The sequence below is a fragment of the Rhizobium sp. TRM95796 genome (assembly GCF_025779995.1).
Classification (GTDB): domain Bacteria; phylum Pseudomonadota; class Alphaproteobacteria; order Rhizobiales; family Rhizobiaceae; genus Rhizobium_E.
In genome coordinates this window covers 1-19,618 of record NZ_JAOXHE010000009.1, presented here as the reverse complement: position 1 = coordinate 19,618, position 19,618 = coordinate 1, and the positions used below count along the sequence as shown (strand labels likewise).

The 19,618-nt window shown below is 61.4% G+C and carries 15 protein-coding genes and 1 pseudogene; 8 read left to right on the top strand and 8 right to left on the bottom strand.

Features of this window, described 5'->3' with window-relative positions:
• The first annotated feature begins 5 nt into the window (after positions 1-5).
• On the top strand, positions 6-275 hold the full coding sequence (locus tag OCK01_RS18500) for a hypothetical protein (RefSeq protein ID WP_263825200.1): 270 nt from the start codon (positions 6-8) through the stop codon (positions 273-275).
• Here the strand turns inward: OCK01_RS18500 and OCK01_RS18495 are convergent.
• The 3 genes from OCK01_RS18495 to OCK01_RS18485 are packed head-to-tail and all read right to left on the bottom strand — an operon-like array spanning position 272 to position 3,077.
• Complete coding sequence (locus OCK01_RS18495; RefSeq protein ID WP_263825433.1) at positions 272-1,363, bottom strand: ABC transporter ATP-binding protein; 1,092 nt, start codon at positions 1,361-1,363, stop codon at positions 272-274. The two genes, OCK01_RS18500 and OCK01_RS18495, sit on opposite strands and share 4 nt — an antisense overlap.
• Before the next feature lie 11 nt (positions 1,364-1,374).
• On the bottom strand, positions 1,375-2,181 hold the full coding sequence (locus tag OCK01_RS18490; protein WP_263825199.1) for an ABC transporter permease: 807 nt from the start codon (positions 2,179-2,181) through the stop codon (positions 1,375-1,377).
• Complete coding sequence (locus tag OCK01_RS18485; protein WP_263825198.1) at positions 2,178-3,077, bottom strand: ABC transporter permease; 900 nt, start codon at positions 3,075-3,077, stop codon at positions 2,178-2,180. Before OCK01_RS18485 ends, OCK01_RS18490 begins: the two co-directional genes overlap by 4 nt.
• Before the next feature lie 200 nt (positions 3,078-3,277).
• Between OCK01_RS18485 and OCK01_RS18480 the strand changes: the two genes are divergently transcribed.
• On the top strand, positions 3,278-4,681 hold the full coding sequence (locus OCK01_RS18480) for an aminotransferase (RefSeq protein ID WP_263825197.1): 1,404 nt from the start codon (positions 3,278-3,280) through the stop codon (positions 4,679-4,681).
• 294 nt (positions 4,682-4,975) lie between these two features.
• Here the strand turns inward: OCK01_RS18480 and OCK01_RS18475 are convergent, their stop codons facing one another.
• From OCK01_RS18475 to OCK01_RS18465, 3 genes are all read right to left on the bottom strand, one after another.
• Positions 4,976-5,587: a hypothetical protein gene (locus OCK01_RS18475; protein ID WP_263825196.1), complete on the bottom strand. Its 612-nt coding sequence runs from the start codon at positions 5,585-5,587 to the stop codon at positions 4,976-4,978.
• A 458-nt stretch (positions 5,588-6,045) separates the two neighbouring features.
• Complete coding sequence (locus OCK01_RS18470) at positions 6,046-6,330, bottom strand: DUF982 domain-containing protein (protein WP_412179033.1); 285 nt, start codon at positions 6,328-6,330, stop codon at positions 6,046-6,048.
• 60 nt (positions 6,331-6,390) lie between these two features.
• Positions 6,391-7,605, bottom strand: a complete 1,215-nt coding sequence (locus OCK01_RS18465; protein ID WP_263825194.1) for an aromatic ring-hydroxylating oxygenase subunit alpha — start codon at positions 7,603-7,605, stop codon at positions 6,391-6,393.
• 209 nt (positions 7,606-7,814) lie between these two features.
• Between OCK01_RS18465 and OCK01_RS18460 the strand changes: the two are divergent.
• A pseudogene (locus OCK01_RS18460) lies at positions 7,815-10,142 on the top strand (membrane-bound PQQ-dependent dehydrogenase, glucose/quinate/shikimate family).
• Here OCK01_RS18460 and OCK01_RS18455 read toward each other — a convergent pair.
• Positions 10,139-11,149 carry a LacI family DNA-binding transcriptional regulator gene (locus OCK01_RS18455; protein WP_263825193.1) on the bottom strand — a complete coding sequence of 337 codons (1,011 nt, stop codon included), beginning with the start codon at positions 11,147-11,149 and terminating at the stop codon, positions 10,139-10,141. The pseudogene OCK01_RS18460 and the gene OCK01_RS18455 overlap by 4 nt on opposite strands.
• 273 nt (positions 11,150-11,422) lie before the next feature.
• Between OCK01_RS18455 and OCK01_RS18450 the strand changes: the two genes are divergently transcribed.
• On the top strand, positions 11,423-11,569 hold the full coding sequence (locus OCK01_RS18450; RefSeq protein WP_182829733.1) for a DUF1127 domain-containing protein: 147 nt from the start codon (positions 11,423-11,425) through the stop codon (positions 11,567-11,569).
• Positions 11,570-12,135: 566 nt separating this feature from the next.
• Positions 12,136-13,386, top strand: coding sequence for an SAM-dependent methyltransferase (locus tag OCK01_RS18445; protein WP_263825192.1), 1,251 nt, complete (start codon positions 12,136-12,138; stop codon positions 13,384-13,386).
• Between the two features lie 33 nt (positions 13,387-13,419).
• Here the strand turns inward: OCK01_RS18445 and OCK01_RS18440 are convergent, their stop codons facing one another.
• Entirely contained in the window at positions 13,420-14,391 is a 972-nt protein-coding gene (locus tag OCK01_RS18440) for a sugar-binding transcriptional regulator (protein ID WP_412179032.1), read from the bottom strand.
• A 246-nt stretch (positions 14,392-14,637) separates the two neighbouring features.
• Between OCK01_RS18440 and tal the strand changes: the two genes are divergently transcribed.
• The 3 genes from tal (at position 14,638) to OCK01_RS18425 (ending at position 19,367) form a co-directional block, all read left to right on the top strand.
• A complete protein-coding gene (gene tal, locus OCK01_RS18435) occupies positions 14,638-15,597 on the top strand; it encodes a transaldolase (protein ID WP_263825191.1) in 960 nt (319 codons plus the stop codon).
• Between the two features lie 466 nt (positions 15,598-16,063).
• Positions 16,064-18,091: a GumC family protein gene (locus OCK01_RS18430; protein WP_263825190.1), complete on the top strand. Its 2,028-nt coding sequence runs from the start codon at positions 16,064-16,066 to the stop codon at positions 18,089-18,091.
• Between the two features lie 4 nt (positions 18,092-18,095).
• Positions 18,096-19,367, top strand: coding sequence for a UDP-phosphate alpha N-acetylglucosaminyltransferase (locus OCK01_RS18425; protein ID WP_263825189.1), 1,272 nt, complete (start codon positions 18,096-18,098; stop codon positions 19,365-19,367).
• The last annotated feature ends 251 nt before the right edge of the window (positions 19,368-19,618 follow it).

Below are 19,618 nucleotides of genomic sequence, written 5' to 3'. Positions count from 1 at the left end.
CAGTGATGGCGGAGGACGATCTGGACTTCTGGCGTCAGATCCTGACCCCGACCGGCGTGGAATGGTCGGGGCGGGCGCGTTATGCGGCGGCGATGCATTTTCATCTTCAAGGCGACATGTCGGCTGGGGTCTTGGAGATCTACAGGATCTGCTCGCGGCTCGATGATGAAGACCCGCTCGACGCTCTCCGTGCCTATCATCTGGGCGCGGATTGGATAGGCCAAGCCGTCGCGATGCACGAAAAACTCGGGCTTGATCTGCACGGAGCGGCTTAGCGGGCCGCAGCTGCGTCGTCGCCCAGAAGCACAAATCCGTCGGGATCATAGGCTAACCGGACCTCTGCGCCGACCGGCAGATCGTCGGCGCCAAAAGCATTCGTCTCGATCAGCGTGACGCTGTGCTCCAAGCCCTCGATCGCGACATCGAGATGGGTGATCTCGCCGAAATAGGCGCGGTTGATCACTCGCGCCGAAAGGCTGTGGGCGTCCGTATCGCCCTCCCACAGGATGCGCAACCGTTCCGGCCGGATGCCAATCGTGGCTCTGCCGCCCTCAGTCTGGAAGCCACGGGGCTTTTCCATTCGGACCTCGCCGAACTTGCCTGTGCGCACTACGAGCTCCGCGCCCTGATCGGCGATGATGTCGGCGGAGAGAAAATTCATGCCGCCGAGAAAGGCGGCGATGCGGCGGGTGAGGGGGCGCTGATAGATTTCTTTGGGCGTGGCGACCTGGGCGATGCGGCCATCGAACATCACCGCGATGCGGTCCGACATCGCCAAAGCCTCATATTGGTCATGGGTGACCAGCACGAAGGTGATGCCGACGGTCTTCTGCAATTGCCGGAGTTCGAACTGCATTTCCTCGCGCAGTTTCTTGTCCAGCGCCGACAGCGGCTCGTCGAGCAGCAGCACCTTGGGACGCAGCACCAGCGCTCGGGCGAGCGCCACGCGCTGCCGTTGGCCGCCGGAAAGTTCATGCGACTTTCGCTTGCCGAGCGGGCCGAGCCGGACCTGTTCCAGCGCCTCGCCGATCCGCCGCTTTTCTTCTGTGGGATCGAGCCGCAGACGCTTGAGGCCATAGGCGATATTGTCGGCGACATCGAGATGCGGAAAGATCGCGTAATTCTGGAACACCATATTGACCGGGCGGTGATTGGGCGGCCGCGCGCTCACCTCTTCGCCATCGATGCGGATCTCGCCGGATGAGGGATGCTCGAAACCGGCGATGGACCGCAGAAGCGTGGTCTTGCCGCAGCCTGACGGGCCGAGAAGCGAGAAGAATTCGCCGCTGGAGATGGTGAGATCGATATCGGTCAACGCCTTGTAGATGCCGTAGCTCTTGTTGACCTGCCGGATCTCGATCATGTCGTTCTGCATCAGGGCGCTCCCATAGCGGTCAGTCGGTCTTCGGCCCGCTTGCGCAGGATTTCGGCGATCGCGAGCAGCGCGATCGACAGGACGAGAATGAGCGAACCGAGCGCGAGCACCGAGGGCAGCTTTGCCGCAAACCGCAACTGACCCCAGATATAGACGGGCAAGGTCGGCTCGGAGCCGGACAGGAAGAAGGCCAGGATGAACTCGTCGAAGGAAATGGTGAAGGACACCAGCAGGCTGGAGACGATCGCCGGCGACACGACCGGCAGGATCACCCGCCGGAACGTGCCGAACGCCGTTTCGCCGAGGTCGCGCGACGCTTCTTCAAGCGACGGATCAAGATTCTGGAAGCCGGCCGTCAGCACCGACATGGCGTAGGGCAGACAGAATACGGTGTGGCCGAGGATCACCGCGATCAACGAGGCGGAAAAGCCGAGCGACAGGATGATCGTCAGCAGCGACACCGCCACGATGATTTCCGGCAGAAACAGCGGCGCCATGATCAGCCCGCTCGCCGCCTTCTGGCCCGGAAAGCGATGGCGGCTGAGCGCGCGCGCCGCGAGAACGCCGAGCGTGGTGGTGAGCAGCGACACGGATAGGCCGACGATCAGGCTGTTGAGGGCGGCGCGCAGCATCTGCGCATTGCCCCAAACCATTTCGTGCCATTTCAGCGTGAAGCCGCTCAGCGGCAGGGTGGGCGCGGCGGCGGTATTGAAGGAAAAGACGGGGATGACCAGGATCGGCGCATAGAGAAAGACGAGATAGAAAACCAGATAGATCGACAGGAAGGGCAGCCTCAGGCTCTTCATCTTATCCTCCGCGCGACCAGCTTGAGGAGAAGCACGACGATGGCGGCGCTCAACGATACCGCGATCATGGTGGTGACCGACAACGCCGCGCCGAGCGGCCAATTGTTGCCCTTGCCGAATTGCGCCTCGATCGCGGCGGCGATCATCACGCCTTCCTTGCCGCCCACCAGCTTTGGCGTCACGTAATCGCCGACGGTCGGGATCATCACGATCAGGAAGGCCGAGATCACGCCGGGCATGGAGAGCGGCAGCGCGACGCGCAGGAAACTCTTGAAGCGGCTGTCGCCGAGATCGCGTGAGGCTTCGAGCAAGGAGCGGTCGATCTTTTCAAGCGACACAAAGATCGGGATGATCGCGAAGGCGGCCCAGGAATGCACGAGCGCGATCAGCACGGAATTGGCGTTGTAGAGCAGCGAGGTCAGCGGCTGGTCGATCAGGCCGAGGTTGAGCAGCCCGCCATTCAGCACGCCCTTATAGCCGAGGATCACCTTCCAGGCCATGACGCGCAGCAGATAGCTGGTCCAGCAGGGGATGGTGACAAGAAACAGCAGCAGGTTCTTGCGATAGCCGCCATGGAAGGAAATGTACCAGGCGATCGGATAGGACATCGCAACGGTGATCGCGCTGGTGGCGAGCGAGATGACCAGCGAGCGGGAAAGCAGGTCGCGATAGATCGGATCGGTCAGCGCCGTCGTATAGTTGGCGAGCGTGAAGGTCCTGTCGATGGTCAGGTAATTCTGGCTCCAGACGCTGTAGATGAGCACGATGAGTATCGGCAGCGCCAGTAGCGCCAGCGCATAAAGAACGGTCGGCGAGATCAGCAGCAGGCCGGCGGCGCGGCTCGACAATTGCCAGTCTCCGCCGGTTGCGGAGTGCGCGCGCGGTTCAGCCGGCATCGTCCGCGTTCCCGCGGCGGAGATGTGTCATTCCCATTTCCAGTTCCCCTATGCCTTTTATGTCTCTTGGCATGTTGTCGTCAACAATGCCGGAATCAGGATTGAAATCAAGCGGAAAATCTGAAATATTGATTGAACGGACATTCAGAATAATTCGAATTGCGCCGTGCTCAGAGAGGCTTAACCCCGGAGGTGTCGATATGGCGGCGGTCGTGAAAGATGCATATGCGGCGGAAGATCCGGCCGATCGCCTGGCCCGGGATCATCTCGTGCAGCCCTGGCCGGTGTCCGGCTCGATCGGCGCGGAGGCGCGCGGGCGCATTCTCGAAGGCGACGGCATCTATGTGACGGATCATGCCGGCCGCCGCCTGATCGATGGCCCCGCCGGCATGTGGTGCGTCAATGTCGGCCATCGCCGCCGCGAGATCGTTGACGCCATGGCGGAACAGGCGATGGCGCTGTCCTACAATTCGCCCTGGTACACCACCAATGATCCATCGGCGGAGCTCGCCGCGCGTCTCGCGGGTCATGCGCCGGAGGGGCTGCAGCATGTTTTCTACACCACCGGCGGTTCGTCTGCGGTGGAGACGGCGCTGCGCTTCATGCAGTTCCGCAACAATGTGCTCGGTCGTCCCGCCAAGAAGCGGATCGTTTCGCGCGAAGGCGCCTATCACGGCTCGACCTATCTCTCGGCCTCGCTCAACGGCCGACCGCGCGACCATGACTGGATGGACAGCGCCAGCGAACAGGTCTTGAAGCTCTCCTGCCCCAATCCTTTCCGCCGTCCCGCCGGCATGGCGGTCGAGGCGTTTTGCGCGCATCTGCTGCAGGAATTCCGCGATCTCATCGCGCGGGAAGGCGCAGATACGATCGGCGCCTTCATCGCCGAGCCGATCATGGCCTCGGGCGGGGTGATCGTGCCGCCGGACGGCTATCTCGCTGGCATGCGCGCCATTTGCGCCGAGCATGACATTCTGTTCATCGCCGACGAGGTGGTCACCGCCTTCGGCCGGCTCGGCGATGTCTTCGCTTCCGAACAGGTGTTCGGCATCGCGCCCGACATGATCACCTTCGCCAAGGGCGTCACCTCAGGCTATTTCCCGCTGGGGGGCGTGATGATCGCCGAACGCCTGTTCGAAGACTTGCGCCGCTCCAACCATTCGGATGCGATGTTCGCCCATGGCCTGACCTATTCCAGCCATCCGATCGGCTGCGCCGTCGCCAACGCCAATCTCGACCTGCTCGAAGGCGGCATTCTCGACCATGCCCGCACAGTGGCGCCCTATTTCCAGCAGAGCCTGAAGGCGCTGGAAGCGCTGCCGCTGGTCGGCGAAGTGCGCGGACTCGGCCTGATGGCCTGCGTCGAATGCGTGGCCGATCATGTCAGCAACAACCCGCTGGCGCTGGATCTCGAAGTCGGCAAACGCATCGACCGCCACTGCCAGGACCTCGGCCTCTTGGTGCGGCCGCTGATCCATATGTGCGTGATGAGCCCGCCGCTGGTGATCGAGCGCGGCGAGATCGACCGGATGCGGGAGATTTTGGACAAGGCGATCAGGTTGACGCAGGATGAGCTGGTGAGGGAGGGGCTTTGGCGGGGGTGAGGGGGCTTGACTACCGCGATAGACAATAGACTTTTGATGAATTTGGCACCACTTACCAAACTGTCCCATATGGAATGTATCCAGTATCTATCATCTCGGTGAGTTGACTACGTCGACGTTGCTGTTCTTTAATTACGTCCGACAAGCCCTGCATATAATGCTGAATCTTAGATCGGGCACCCTCGTCAACCGTTTGATTAAATACATCAGTGAAGCTCTGTAAATCCGCTTTCCTGTAATTAATACTGCGGTCTATTTGATAAATCCAATAGTTTGGATCAAAATCTAGAGTTATTAATGCACTTGGTTTCTGCCCATCTGGGTAAACGGGTAGATCGCAGTGTATGTTCCATCGGATCGTGTCATTCGCTGAGCCATCATGCGAACAGATTCGTCAGTGTCATTTTTAATGTAGTCGGTAATTTGGTCAGACAGGGCAATGAAAGGAGTGCCTTTTTCAGCGTCGCTTGACTGGAGAAACCGAACCTGACTTTCACCTTTGTACGCAGACATGTATCCGGTGCCGAAAAACTGCGCGTTCGTGTGATAGATTTTGCCGCGTATTATGCTTCCGCGACAGAGGGCTCCTTTGGCGAGAAGCTTCAAAGAAATTCCATAGCAATGAGAGAGAAGATTTATAATTCCAGCAGGTGATATTTCTACTGATATCACGACACAGTCAGAAATCTGCGTGGCCTGAAAGTCGAGATTTTCCTCAATTCGAGTCGAGCTTGGGCAGGTTGTGGGGCCAAAACCTGCTAAGCTGACCGAGCAGATATTAGGCCCGAGAGCCTCCGTTAGTTCTAGCGCTTCAGAAAATCCTTCTCCATTTTCTTCGAGTTTTGCAATTAACTGAGAAAATCCAAGTATATCTATGAAGGCGATGAACTTATCTTTCGGTTGCATTCAAGTTCCTCAAAATGAGCTCTATGGAATGATTTTTCTGTCGATCAGCTCCCCACTATATAAGAACCAACGGATGATGTTTAGCTCTGCCTGGCTCGTCGGCGGCTATTGGTAACGGTTCTTTACGGCCTCTGAGTGAGCCGAGGGTGAAGCGAGAAATTCGATACCGTGCGCTCTGCCAGCCTAACGGGAGTCTACCTGCGCATTATCATATGTGGGCAAAGCTGGCGCGTGCGCGTCTTATCACGCTACCCCTTCTTATCCTGATCCCGATGCCACTTGATCGCATAAAACATGCCAACGCCCAGCACGGCGATCTTGAGCGGGAAAAATACGATGGGGAACCAATCCCAGATGTCGGACGACTGCATATGATTTTGACCCTTGTTCAGTGAGTGAGCCCTACGCCCAAACCGGGTCTCGCGACATTCGCCATGTTGACGCAGAGAGGCGCCGCGTCACTCCCGCATCTCGATTTGCGCCTCGCGCGCGGCGGCGATGAAGGCCATGCGGGCGTCTTCGGGTTTTTTCTTGCCCTTGAGCGCGGCCTCGATCACGATCAGGGCACGGTCGAGCGCCGGGCCGTCTTCGAGCGGCCAGTCCTCGATCAGCGCCCAGGAGGCTTCGCGGAGATTGCGGATGGTGGTGAATGTGCCGGGGCCTTCGAGCGCCAGGGTCACGGGTTTGGTCCAGTCTTGGCTCACGGCAGAATCTCCAGCTTGATGATTACCCCCTCCTAGCATCGATCGGCGCCGATAATGAGAGGGGACGCGATTTCGCTGAAGGGGCCGGCGGGCGCGCCGTCAGGGCAGGGGCGCAGACGGCGCAAGGCGAAGCGCGGCGTTGACGGTCTCCATCTCGCTCTCGGCCGGCGCGGCGTCGAGCGTCATCACCGGCAGCGCCCGGCGGAGGTGGTCGTGATGGGTGCGCACGCCATATTCGAGATCGGAGAGAAAGAAGCTCGAAAAACTTTTCGACGCCATGGCCTCGTTCGACCAGACGGTCAGTTGCACATCTTCCGCCATCGTGTCGCGGTCGATGCGGGCGGCGAGATAGCGGGCGAGCCGCTGGCGACGGTCTTCCTCCGGATAGCGATAGACCGCGCCGCGCAGCAGCGTCTCGCCGGTCGATAGCGGAAATTCCTGGTAGAACTGAATGGCCTCGGGCGTGACGGCGATGACGTTGTTGGGAAACAGGCCGTAATAGATCCAGGCCTTCTCCAGCGTCTCCGGCAGGCCGATGGAGTTTTTCGACAGTTTCACATAGTTGCGCACGCTCCAGCGCCGCCCGGCATGGGGATTGTAGGTCGCGAAAGACCGGCAGACGCCGTCGACGAAGGGCTCGTCATAATAGGTCGAGCCATAGAGATCCTGCAGCGCCGGATGCGCCATGGCGACGTGATAGCCCTCATTGTCGACGTCGCGCACCGACTTCCAATTGACCGGCGAGGTCTGCGTCCAGAGCTTGCCGACAGGCACGGCCGTATCCGTCCGGTAATGGGCGAGCTGCTCGTGATAGGGGGCCATGAGATCAGCGACGGCGGGCTGATCGCCGGCGGCGAAGCGGATGAAGACGAAACCGAGCCAGACCTCGCAATCGATTTCGCTGAGGCCGAATTCGCGTTTGTCGAGCGGCGGAAAGGTGTCCGGCCGCGCCGGCCCGCGCAGCGTGCCGTCGAGATTATACACCCAGCCATGGAACGGACAGACCAGCGCATTGCGGCAGGCGCCTTTCTCGTCGGCGACGAGCCGGGAGCCGCGATGCTTGCAGATATTGTGAAACGCCCGGATTGCGCCATCCTGCCCGCGCAGCACCAGCGCCCGCTCGCCGACGATGTCCAGCGTGATATAGCTGCCGGGCGTGGGCAGGTCGGAGACATGGCAGGCGAGCTGCCAACTGCGGCGGAAGACATGCTCCTTTTCGAGCTCCAGCAGAGCGGGGCTGTGATAGGTCCAGCCGGGAAGTCCGCGTCGATCCCAGCCCTGGGGCGGTGCGGCAATCTTGGTCTGTATAGTCATCGACCTCATCCTTATTTGCTGAACGTCCATTCAATATAATTGAAAATATGAAATTAAGTCAATTCCGTAAGCCATCGCGCGAACATCAAGACTGTCCACATGTCCGGCAGCGGGATTTTCTTGGCGTCTCAAGGGGATGGCGTCTTCGCGCGTCTTTCTGCCCGCGCGTTGTTCTGTTAAAAGTCGCGGCCCGCGGAGGAGGGGCCGTGTTGATTGAAAAGCTGACATCCATAATTTGCGCGGCGATCGGGCTCGTGCTGGCGCGCGAGGGTTGGACGCTCATGTGGCTGGGCGGCAGCGTCGCCTATTTGGCCATCGGCATGGCCTATCTCGCTTCCGCGGTCCTGCTCTGGCGTCGCGACCCGGTCGTGCTTCCGGTCTTCGGACTGGTGGCTCTCTCCGTTCTCGGCTGGGCCGTCGCCGAGGCGGGCTTCGACTGGTGGGGGCTGCTGCCGCGCATCAGCGTCATCGTGCTGACCGCCCTGTGGCTCTCGACGCCATGGCTCCGCAAGCGGCTGACGCGGCGGGCTTCCCTGCCGCCGCGCCTTGGTTATCTCGGCTATCCCTTGGCCCTCGTCGTCGCGGTCGTGGGGTTCGGCGAATTCACTAATTTCGATCTGGCGCCGAATGCGGACCCGTCCGACAAGCCTGCGGCCATGACTTCGAATGCGCCGGGCGCCGACTGGCCGCATTATGGCGGATCGCTTGCGGGGCAGCGCTTTTCCACCCTCGATCTGATAACACCTGGGAATGTCAGCTCTCTCGAGGAGGCCTGGCGCTTCCAGACCGGCGACAAGAAGCGCGGGAAAGAGGTGGTCGAGGCGAGCTATCAGGCGACGCCGCTGAAGATTGGCAACCGGCTTTTCCTCTGCACGCCGCATAGTCAGGTCATCGCGCTCGATGCGACGACGGGCAAGGAAGTCTGGCGCTTCGACGCCGTCAAACAGGCGAAGGCTGCCCCGCGCAGCCAGACCTGCCGCGGCGTGTCCTATTTCCAAGATGCGGCGGAAGCCGGCGCGACATGCAGCCAACGGCTCTTCCTGCCGGCCGCCGGCGGTCGCCTGACCGCCATCGACGCCAATACGGGATCGCTGTGTCGAAGCTTCGGAGACAGTGGCGTCGTCGATCTCCTGCGCGGCCTGCCGCATGCGGAGACGGGATTTTTCTACAACACCTCGCCGCCGGTGGTCGCCAAGGGCAAGATCATCATCGGCGGCGCGGTGAGCGACAGCGCTGGCCTGAATGCTCCCTCCGGTGTGATCCGCGCGTATGACGCTGTCACGGGTCGCCTTTTGTGGAACTGGGATTCGGGCAATCCGGAGGCGACGCAGCCGCTCGGCGAGGGCCAGTTCTACACGGCCGGGTCGCCCAACAGCTGGTCGATCTCGTCTGCCGACGAGGAACTCGGGCTGGTCTATGCGCCGATGGGCAATCGGCCGCCGGATCAGATGGGGCAGGGCCGCAGCCCGGCGATGGAAAAGTTCTCCTCGGCGATCGTGGCGCTCGACATCGAAACGGGCAGGGCGCGCTGGTCCTTCTAGACGGTGCGGCATGACCTCTGGGACATGGATGTTCCGGCGCAGCCCTCGCTCTTCTCCTTCCGCGCCGCCTCCGGCGAAATGGTCCCGGCGCTCGCCGCGCCCACCAAGCAGGGCGACATCTATGTGCTGGACAGGCGGACCGGCGCGCCCCTGCTGCCCGTCGGCGAGGCGGAGGCGCCGGCAAGCCTCATTCCGGGAGAACAGACCGCGCCTCGGCAGCCTTTTTCGACCCTGTCCTTCTCGCCGCCGCCGTTGACCGAGGCGGATATGTGGGGTGTGACGCTGTTCGACCAACTCTCCTGCCGCATCCGGTTTCACTCCCGCCGCTACCAAGGGCGCTATACGCCGCCCTCGCAGCAGGGAACGATCGTCTATCCCGGAAATTTCGGCGTCTTCAACTGGGGCGGGATCGCGGTCGATCCCGAACGCCGCATCCTGTTCGGCATGCCGACCTATCTGGCTTACGTGGCGCGGCTGGTGCCGCATGAGAAGCCGAAGGAGACCCCGCCGAAGCGCATGAAGAGCGTGCTGATCGACAATGCCGGGCTGCGTTACAGCGTGCGTCTCGGACCCTTCGTGGGACCGCTCGGCCTACCCTGCCAGGCGCCGCCATGGGGCTACGTCGCCAGCGCCGATCTCGATACGGGGGCGCTGCGCTACAAACGCGTCAACGGCACCGTGCGCGATCTGGCGCCGGTTCCGCTGCGTTTCGAAATGGGCGTTCCCGGCATCGGCGGGCCGATCGTCACGCGCGGAGGCGTGGCTTTTCTGGCTGCGACGCTCGACGATTACATCCGCGGCTACGATGTCGCCAGCGGCGAGGAGCTGTGGCGCGCCAGGCTGCCCGCCGGCGGACAGGCGACGCCGATGACCTATCTCGACGCGAATGGCGATCAGATCGTGGTGATCGTCGCCGGCGGCCATGCGGCGCTCGAAACCACGCCTGGCGACTACGTCATCGCCTATCGACTTCCAAAAAATCTGCAGGAACCCTAACGGCTGCTCTCGCGCACGATCAGGGCCGGGGCGATCTCGACGTTGTCGCCCGGATGCCCATCGAGGATGTCGAGGATCAGTACTGCGGTGCGTTCACCGATCAGCCGCGACGAGGGATCGATGGTGGTGAGCCGGGGATTGGACACAGCGCCGATCTCGAAATTGCCGAAGCCGCCGACGCCGATATCCGTGGGCGGCGTGAGGCCGCGCCGCTGGCATTCGGTCAAGGCGCCGAAGGCGGACTGGTCGGAGACGCAGATTACCGCCTCTGTGTCGGGATAGGTTTCCAACAGCCGCGCCATCGCCGCGGCGCCCTCCAGAGCCGAAATCGGCGGCGGGCCGGCGGCGATCAATCGTGACGCATCGAGTCCGTGCGCGGCCATCGCGGCAATGAACCCCATGCGCCGGTCGCTGCCGCGCGTGTCGCGTCCGACATCGCCGCCGATGAAGGCGATGCGACGATAACCGACAGCCACGAAATGATCGACCATCTGCCGCACGGCGCCGGCATTGGAAAAGCCGACGTAATTGCCGATCGGCTCGCTCGGGGAATCCCAGGTTTCGATCACAGGCATATGGGCGTTCTGCAGCAGCTTGCGGGCCCGCTCGGTATGCCTGCCGCCGGTGACCACGATCGCCTGCGGCTTACGCCGGAGAAACTGCTCGATCAGCCGTTCCTCATCCTGCATGTGGTAATTCGTGTAGCCGAGCAGGATCTGCAGGCCGCGCGACGCCAGACGATCCGCCAGCCCGCCGATCGTGTCGGCGAAATTGGGGCTGCTGATCGCCGGGATGGTGACGGCGACGAAATCGGATTTCTGCGATCGAAAATTGGAAGCGGTGGAATCGAAGACATAGCCGATGTTCTCGGCGGTCGTCAGGACGGTTTCGCGCGTCTCCCGGCTGATCAAACTGTCTGGTTTGAAGGCTCGGGACACCGTCATCAGGGAGACGCCCGCGATGCGGGCGATATCGGCCATGGTCGGCGGCTTGCGATTGTCGGCCATCCCGGGCGGGGCTCCTGTTAACGGTATCATCGGGGCTTAGCCCCCGGGGCGAAACTTGGCAAGACGATCGAAGAGAATACGACCGAAGAGGGGGCCGAAGCCGGCGCTTCCAGTGTTTCCGGCGGAGATATGCGTTGGAGGCATGGGTGCAGTGAGAGCTTTGCGCTGTTAGAAAACTCTCGCAGCGCCTATATTCCAATCATCGAAACGACGCCGGGGCAAAGCGGAAACGCATAGCAGCTGACGTCACAAAGACCCGGGAAAGGGATCATCATGAACGTCGCACGCAGCATCAACGCTTGGCGCAAATATCGTCAGACCGTCAACGAACTCGGTCGCATGAGCAACCGCGAACTGAACGACCTCGGCATCGCCCGCGATGATATCCGTCGCATCGCACGCGCCTCGGCCGCGGCTTAATCGCTCTCGCCGATAGAAATCAGAAATCTCACGCAGCGCCCGCCTTCACCATGAAGGCGGGCGCTTTCTTTTTTGCGCTCGGGCTGCCTCAATCCTGTCATATTTGAACATGGATGTCCGCCCGCCCAAGTTGAGCGCATTCCCGATAAATCATATTTTTCATGAGGTTGTGGACAAGGCGGGATGACCTATCGAAAAATTGCATGGCTGCGCTGCGAAATTCAGACTTTTTGCGGTCGATCCTCCAGGCTATCTATATCCCCACGAGAGCGGCGCATCCTCCTCCCAGCGCAGCTCTTCACCGAAGCAGCTACTCCTCCTCCCAGGCTGCTTCGCAGGATTGGCGACACTCCTCCTCCCGTCGCCAAGCCGACTTTCGAAGGCCTGCCGTATCCTCCTCCCACGGCAGGCCTTTTCGATTCTCAGCTTCCCCAATAGCCATTCGGCGATCCTGACAGCGCCCGAGATTGCCGCCTTCGGCGATTTCGACTTGCGGTCGGTGTCGCTCCGACGCATTCTCTTATTTAGATTCCAGTAATCATTTGCCCTGGGGCAGGGAGGATCGTATGGCGGACGTCGCCCAAATGATTGGCAAGATCGTGCAGACAGGGTCGCTCAAGCTCGTCTTGGCCTCGGGCGAGACGCGGACCTTCGGCGACGGCTCGGAAGACACCATAATCGTTCGCATTGCCGACGCCGAAGCAGAGCGGGCTATCGTCGATGATCCTGCGCTCAAACTCGCCGAAATGTATATGGACGGCAGGCTGATCCTCGAAGCCGGCAATGTTTTCGATCTCCTGTCGCTGCTCAGGCGCAACGGCGTCCGCAAGGCAGGCAATGTCAAGCTCGCCGCCAGGACATTTGCCCGAGCTCTGTCGACACAGCTTTGGAGCCGGTTTCCAATCAACCGAAACCTGCAAAACGTCTCGCATCATTACGATCTCAGCGCCAAGCTGTTCGATCTGTTTCTCGACGAGGACTGGCAATATTCCTGCGCCTATTTCGAGCCTCCGGGCATCTCACTCGATGAGGCGCAATTGGCCAAGAAACGGCATATCGCCGCCAAACTGCTGCTCGAGGACGGCAACCGCGTGCTCGAAATCGGCTCTGGCTGGGGCGGGATGGCGATGTATCTCGCCGAAGCGGAGAATGTCGACGTCACGGGCGTAACACTGAGCGAAGAGCAATTGAAAGTGTCGCGAGATCGAGTGCAGCGCCGTGGGCTGTCCAATCGCGTGCGCTTCGAACTCACCGATTATCGGGATGTCCAGGGCAAGTTCGATCGCATCGTCTCCGTCGGCATGTTCGAACATGTCGGCGTCGGCAATTACCGCCGGTTTTTTCGTAAGGTCTCCAGCTGCCTCGATAAAAAGGGCGTGATGGTTCTGCACTCGATCTGCAGGACCAAGCCCAATTTCGCCACCAACCCTTTCATTGAAAAGTATATATTCCCTGGCGGATACATGCCCTCGATCGCGGAGGTTCTGCCAGCCGTCGAAAGCGCCGGCCTGTTGATTAAGGATATCGAGATCCTGCCGATCCATTATGCGCACACGCTCCGGGCGTGGCGCGAGCGCTTTGTTGCGCGCAAGGCCGAAGCGATCGCGCTGTATGACGAGCGGTTTTTCCGTATGTGGGAGTTCTATCTCGCCTTGTCGGAGACCGCATTCCGCCACGACCGGCTCTTCATCATGCAATTGCAATTGGCCAGACACCAGGATGCGGTGCCCTATGACCGCAATTATATCGCAGCGCGCGAAGCGACCCTGCGAGAGTTCGAGGCCGGACGCAGGCCTCTCGAAAAAGTCGTGTTCTGAGACGCGACCGGAGAGACCCCCCGCGTCGCGGCGTCAGTCCAGGCCGAGCAAGCCCCGCGCGGCCGCCTCGTCGGTCACGAGCGTATGGCAGCCGGTGCGTTTGATGGTGGCCTTGATCGCCGGAACCCGCCGCCTGCCGCCCGAGGCGAGCACGATGTGCTTCGCCTGCGATATCGCATCGAGCCCGACGGTCATCACGCGATCCTGGATCGGATGGCTGACGTCGCGTCCGTCCGCGTCCAGGAAATGACAAAGCGTGTCGCAGACCGCGCCTGTCTCGAGCAGCGACGCATGGTCCTCCGCAGAAATGAAATTGTGCGACATAGACGTGCCGGTCGGGCTGAAATCGCCGCAGCTGATCACGGCGAGGTCGAGGTTTTTGGCGCGCTCGAAAAGTTTGCCGAGGCCGCAGCGCTCGATCAGTCTCTGCTTGGTCTCGGCCGAATCCACGATCAGCGGCGCCAGCAGAAGCAGGCAATCGGCGTCGAGCTGGCTCGCGAGCCGCCAGGAGTAGTCGATCGGATTGATGACCGCATTGGTTTCCACGATGCCGCCTAGCAAGGATACGATCTGCACGTTTTCGCGCCGTGGAGGGCGGAAGGATTGTAGCGATGCGTTCAGCGTGCGACCCCATCCGACGCCGACGGCATGTCCATCCGCGATCACTTCCGAGAGAAAGCGACCCAGCGCCGCGCCGACATCGCGCGCGGTCTCGTCCGTGTTTCCTTCTCCCGGCACCACGACGGCCTCGTCGAGCCCCAGCATCTCCTCGAGGCGCAGGGCGAGCGCGGTGCAATCGCCCGGCTGCTCGTTGATCCAGATCTGCACTTCGGCGCGCTTCAGCGCTTCATCCAGCATGCGAATGACGGTGGAGCGGCTGACGCCGAGATGTTCGGCGATGTCCTTCTGCGTCAGGCCACGGTTGTAATAGAGCCAGGCGGCCCTGAGCCGCAGCGCGCGCGAATCCATCAGATGCGTATGATTGTTTCGCTCGAGTTTCGCCAACTGTCTTCGTTCTCCCAGTCATTTCTCGTCCGGCCCCTCCGCTGGGCAGGGGCGATGCAACCTTGCGCGCCGCGCCACGTTGACATGGAAGCCGCAGCTTGGCGCTCCGAAGCGCAGCGCATTTTTTCTGAAACATTTGCGCTCTTTGTTTGACATAAGTCGCATAATCCGGCAATAGACAAGCCATATATTTCTCTCGCGGATTCTCCGGCGCGCCGGGTCCGAGTAGCTCGAACGGAGGACAATGTGACATCCAAACTGGAACAACTTCGCGCCATGACCACCGTCGTGGCCGACACTGGCGATATCGAAGCCGTGGCGAAACTCAAGCCGATCGACTGCACGACCAATCCGACCATCGTGCTCAAGGCTCTCGGAACCCCGATGTTCAAGGATCAGGTCGCTGAAGCCGTTGCCTGGGGCAAGACACGGGGCGGGGCGGAAGAGGCGGTTATCGCCTCGGTGGCCGACCGTCTGGCCATTTCGGTCGGCGTCGAGCTCTCCAAGCTCGTTCCCGGCCGCGTCTCGACCGAAGTCGACGCCGACCTCTCCTTCGATATCGAGGGCTCGGTCAACAAGGCGCGCGGCGTCATCGCCGCCTATAAAGAGCGCGGTATCGAGCGCGACCGCATCCTGGTGAAGCTCGCCTCGACCTGGGAAGGCATTCGCGCCGCCGAGATCCTGCAGAAAGAAGGCATCGACTGCAATCTGACTCTGTTGTTCAGCATGGCCCAGGCTGTGGCTTGCGCCGACGCCAAGGTCTTTCTGATTTCGCCCTTCGTCGGCCGCATCCTCGACTGGTACGCCAAGTCGACGGGCCAGACCTACACGTCGGAAACCGATCCGGGCGTGGTGTCGGTGCGCGAGATCTACAATTACTACAAGACGCATGGCATCGACACCGTGGTCATGGGCGCATCCTTCCGCAACACCGGCGAGATCGAGGCGCTGGCGGGCTGCGATCGGCTGACGATCAGCCCGGCGCTGCTGGAACAACTCGACGCCGATCAGGGAACGCTCGAAAGGAAGTTGTCGCCGGAACGGTCCACGCCCGTCGACAAGATTGCCGTCGATGAAAAGACTTTCCGCTGGATGATGAACGAAGACGCCATGGCGACGGAGAAAGTTGCCGAGGGCATCCGCGCCTTCGCCAAGGACCTGGTCGCGCTGCGCGCGATGGTGAAGAAGGAATTGGCGGCCGCCTGATCCTGCGCCGAATTGATTGCGAGAACCCGCCGAGGCGCAGCCCGGCGGGTTTTCCATGCGCGCCGTGCGGAAATCGCATAGCTGCACTGCAGCAATTTTGCTGGCGCTTTTTCGCGGTCGCGGCTATACCTATCTTCAACAAGGCGATGCATCCTCCTCCCGCAAAGCCTTGTAGATCGCAGGATCCACTCCTCCTCCCAAGGGTCCTGCCTCGTAGGATGACGACGCTCCTCCTCCCAAGTCGTCATCGAGTTTACCGAAAGCCCGTCGCACCTCCTCCCGCGGCGGGCTTTCGTGTTTTCCGGCTCTGGCCGATCCGGGATCACCTTGGTGGATGCCTTGAACGCCTCCTTCGATGGCGGCGAACCCCCTTTGAATTTATCTTCCGTTAACCATAAGCCGCGATACTTGCGGACCAATGGGCGGCTTGATTCCAGCCATTCAAAGGCCGTTTCAGAACCAAGGCATGAGCATGGACATCTTCGAACTCCCGGGCATTCTGTTGCGGCGGTGGCTCTATGTCGTCGTCACGGCGGCGATTTGCCTGGTCCTTGCCGGCGCCTATGCGGTTGTGGTCAAGACGCCGACCCAGGCTATCGCCCAGATTTTGATCGATCCGGAGGGACTCTCGACGGTCCAGACGGAACTCTCGCCGCAGATCGCGGGACCCGCGCAGGATGCGGCGATGCTGGAGAGCCAGATCTACCTGATTCAATCCGCCGAGATTCTCGGCGAGGTGGTCGACAAGCTCGATTTGACCAACGACCCGCTCCTGGTCAGGAAAGCGCCACCGGACAAAGACCTGGCCCGCTCGGCGGCGATCGCCGTGATGCAGAAGAATCTCTTCGTGACGCAGCAGGGCCAGTCTTTCGTCGTCGCCGTCGCGTTCAAGCACCAGGATCCCGTCAAGGCGGCGGAAATCGCCAATGCGATTTCCAGCGTCTATCTGAAGAAGATCCACGAAGCCAAAAGCGAAGCGTCAGAGCGCGCTTCGGACGCGTTCCAGCTGCAGGCCCAGGCGCTCGCACAGCGCCTGCGCAAGGCCGAGAACGAGCTTGAGGCCTTCAAGGCGGCCAACCAGATCGTGTCGACCGGCCAGCAGGGGCTGGTGATCGACCAGCAGGTCGAGGGCGTCAACCGACAACTTCTGGCGGCCCGGGCCGATCTCGGCGCAAAGCGCGCCAGCTATGACCAGGCAAAGTCTCTGACGGTCGGCTCGGTGCAGGACGGGGCCATCCCTGAGGCCATCGCTTCGGTGCCGCTCGGGACCATGCGCGCCCGCTATGCCGATCTCGTGGCGCAAATGAACGAAAGGTCGTCGTCGCTCGGCGCCAATCACCCGCAGATGCGCGCCATCCAGAGCCAGGTCGCCGGCATGCGTCAGGCGATCGAACAGGAACTCGAGCGCATCAAAGTGTCGCTCAAAAGCGCGGTCGATCGTGGCGAAGCCAATGTCGCGGCGCTCGAACGGCGCTTGAACGACCTGACCGGCGTGAGCTTCGACGCCGGCGCCGCCGCCATTCAGGCGCGCGAGCTGCAGAGCCAGGTCGATACGCTGCGAACGCTCTACAAGACCTTCCTGTCGCGCTCGCAGGAGCTCGGCCAGCGTGACCTCGCCGACACCAACAATTCGCGGATCATTTCCAAAGCGGTCGGCGTGGCGTCCTCGTCCATGCTCGCCAAGATCATGATCGTCATCGCCGGCGGTCTGTTCGGCGTTATGGCCGGTTGCGGCATCGCGATCTTGCGCGAGCTCGGCGGCGCGCTGTTTCAGCGGGTGAGAGGCGAGGCGGCGACGACCGAGGTCCCAGCAAACTCCTCGCCGTCCGAGGCGCGCGACCGAACAGCTTTCTCACTGGACAAACCGGAACAGATTGCCGCCACGCGTCCCGATCTGCCGATCATCGCGCATCTCGTCGAGCGCTCGCCCGTTCTCGGCCGTCTCGCCAACGCTTCGTTTCGTGCGCGCGGCGACAGCGCCGAGATCGGCAGCCGCGGCGTGGGGCTGATCGTCGAGGAGATCGCGGAGCGGGTGGTCCGCGGAGCCACCGATATCGTCATCCTGTTGTCTCCCGATCGCGCCAGGCCAGCGGCGGGCCTGATCTCCAAATTGGCGGAGGGTCTGCATGCGGAGGGACTGGACATCCTTTATGCGGATGGTGACGACATGGCGCAGGACGACGCGGAGCAGGAGGACGCGCCGCTCGCGCATATCCTGCATTACTTGCGCCTCTCGCATGCCCCGTCGCTCGCGGGCCAGGCGCCGACTTTTCGCAACTTCGTCAACCGGCTGCGTCGACCGCACGTCATCCTGGTCGATGGTCGCGGGTCGGTGGCGCGCCGCCATCAGGCCGCTCTGCTCCAAGTGGCCGACGGCATACTCGTATTGGCCGAGCAGGGTTACGGCCGGGACGATCTCAGGACTTTCATCGACAACCTGCCTGATGGCGACGACAGGCTGATCGGCGCGGTGATGATCGACAGGGCGGCGTGACGGCATGGCGGCGGCGGAGACGATACGGATTGCCGAAGAGCGAAACGGGTTCTCGCCGGCCATCCAGTTCGCGCGGTTCGTCGCCGTCGCAAGCGTGTTGGGCACGCTGACGTTCAATCTGTTTCTCTGCTTCGTCAATACTCGCATCACCGCCATGTCGGACAGCCATGTGATGCTGATGGAGATGGCGTTGACCGGCGGCGCCTTCGTCGCGGCTCTGGATCGCCGTCCGGGTCTGCCGCTGTTTCTGGCGATCTTCGTCAGCTATATGCTGTTGCTGTTCGCGCTCCGCCAGCAGACCGATCTCAAGGCGATTCGCGATGTGGCGAGCCCGGCGATCTTCTTTGCGCTCGGCTACAAGCTGCGCGACCTCAGGCTCGCCGACCGTCTGGCGCTTGCGGCGGGCGTCGTCACGCTGACCTTCGCCCTGTTCGAATATCTCATGCTCGACACATACCTCGAATGGTTCAACGTCCTGGGCTATTATATTTCTCGCGGCGCCGTGACGTTGCAGGACAGCTTCGGAGCGACCAAGGGCCTGTTCATATCGGGCACCCGCCCCGAACCACGGACGATCCTACCTTTTTTGGGCCAGCACCGCGTGTCCTCGGTGTTCCTCGAGCCTGTTTCCATGGGCAATTTCGGCGTGATCCTCTATTCCTGGGGGCTGTTTCGCAGCGAATGTCGCTATCGGTGGCTGTTGATGATCATCGCCCTGTCGCTGGTGACCATGGCGGACGCTCGCTTCGGCCTGTACACCTGCATCGTCGTGACGGTCATGCGGCCCTTGTTCAGCATGACTCCGAAGCAGATCTGGATCATCGCGCCGTTTCTGTTCCTGACGATCTTCGCGCTCTACGGCTTGGTGATTGGATATGACGACACCGACAATGGGATCGGCGGAAGATTTACCGCCACCGCGATCATCCTGACCAACCTGCCATCATCGGTGATCTTCGGCGCGGAGGCCACAGATGTCTTCACCGCCGATTCCGGCTATGCCTACACGCTCACCAAGTTCGGGCTGTTCGGTTTCGTCGGTCTTTGGACGACATTCGTGCTGCTGCCCGTGAGCCATGCGCGAGGATGGACCTTTCGGGGAATGATGATCATCTATCTTCTGCTGATCATGATCATCTCCAACTCGTTCTACTCGGTGAAGACGGGCGGACTGATGTGGTTCCTGACCGGGGTGGCCTCGGCGGCCAGTTTCGTGGATCGGACCGGTTGGCTGAATGGCCTGCTTGCGCGGTTTCAGGCGCGGGCTGAACGCTGAAACTATCGAGATACCCGAAACAGCCGCCAGACCTGCCGGAAACAGGTCTGGCGCCCCCTCTGTGTTCGCGCCACAAGGCCTTCACGAAGTCGTCACGGAAACATCTTAATAAAATCAACACGTTATCATTTTTCTTTTGTTGTTTTTGATTTTCCGGTTGACGGTATTGGGGTCGGTTTGTATAAGCCGGGACATCGACGGGGGCGGCGGTTGCTTCTAGCGGCAGGCGCGCTCGTCTCTGAATTCTGGCT

What these genes read in the sequence shown, in the direction of transcription:
- OCK01_RS18480 (WP_263825197.1), top strand. Translation starts at nt 3,278, where the DNA reads ATGGCGGCGGTCGTGAAAGATGCATATGCGGCGGAAGATCCGGCCGAT.
- OCK01_RS18445 (WP_263825192.1), top strand. Translation starts at nt 12,136, where the DNA reads ATGGCGGACGTCGCCCAAATGATTGGCAAGATCGTGCAGACAGGGTCG.
- OCK01_RS18450 (WP_182829733.1), top strand. Translation starts at nt 11,423, where the DNA reads ATGAACGTCGCACGCAGCATCAACGCTTGGCGCAAATATCGTCAGACC.
- OCK01_RS18490 (WP_263825199.1), bottom strand. Translation starts at nt 2,181, where the DNA reads ATGAAGAGCCTGAGGCTGCCCTTCCTGTCGATCTATCTGGTTTTCTAT.
- OCK01_RS18500 (WP_263825200.1), top strand. Translation starts at nt 6, where the DNA reads ATGGCGGAGGACGATCTGGACTTCTGGCGTCAGATCCTGACCCCGACC.
- OCK01_RS18475 (WP_263825196.1), bottom strand. Translation starts at nt 5,587, where the DNA reads ATGCAACCGAAAGATAAGTTCATCGCCTTCATAGATATACTTGGATTT.
- OCK01_RS18465 (WP_263825194.1), bottom strand. Translation starts at nt 7,605, where the DNA reads ATGACTATACAGACCAAGATTGCCGCACCGCCCCAGGGCTGGGATCGA.
- OCK01_RS18430 (WP_263825190.1), top strand. Translation starts at nt 16,064, where the DNA reads ATGAGCATGGACATCTTCGAACTCCCGGGCATTCTGTTGCGGCGGTGG.
- OCK01_RS18470 (WP_412179033.1), bottom strand. Translation starts at nt 6,330, where the DNA reads ATGCTAGGAGGGGGTAATCATCAAGCTGGAGATTCTGCCGTGAGCCAA.
- OCK01_RS18455 (WP_263825193.1), bottom strand. Translation starts at nt 11,149, where the DNA reads ATGGCCGACAATCGCAAGCCGCCGACCATGGCCGATATCGCCCGCATC.
- OCK01_RS18495 (WP_263825433.1), bottom strand. Translation starts at nt 1,363, where the DNA reads ATGATCGAGATCCGGCAGGTCAACAAGAGCTACGGCATCTACAAGGCG.
- OCK01_RS18485 (WP_263825198.1), bottom strand. Translation starts at nt 3,077, where the DNA reads ATGCCGGCTGAACCGCGCGCGCACTCCGCAACCGGCGGAGACTGGCAA.
- OCK01_RS18425 (WP_263825189.1), top strand. Translation starts at nt 18,096, where the DNA reads ATGGCGGCGGCGGAGACGATACGGATTGCCGAAGAGCGAAACGGGTTC.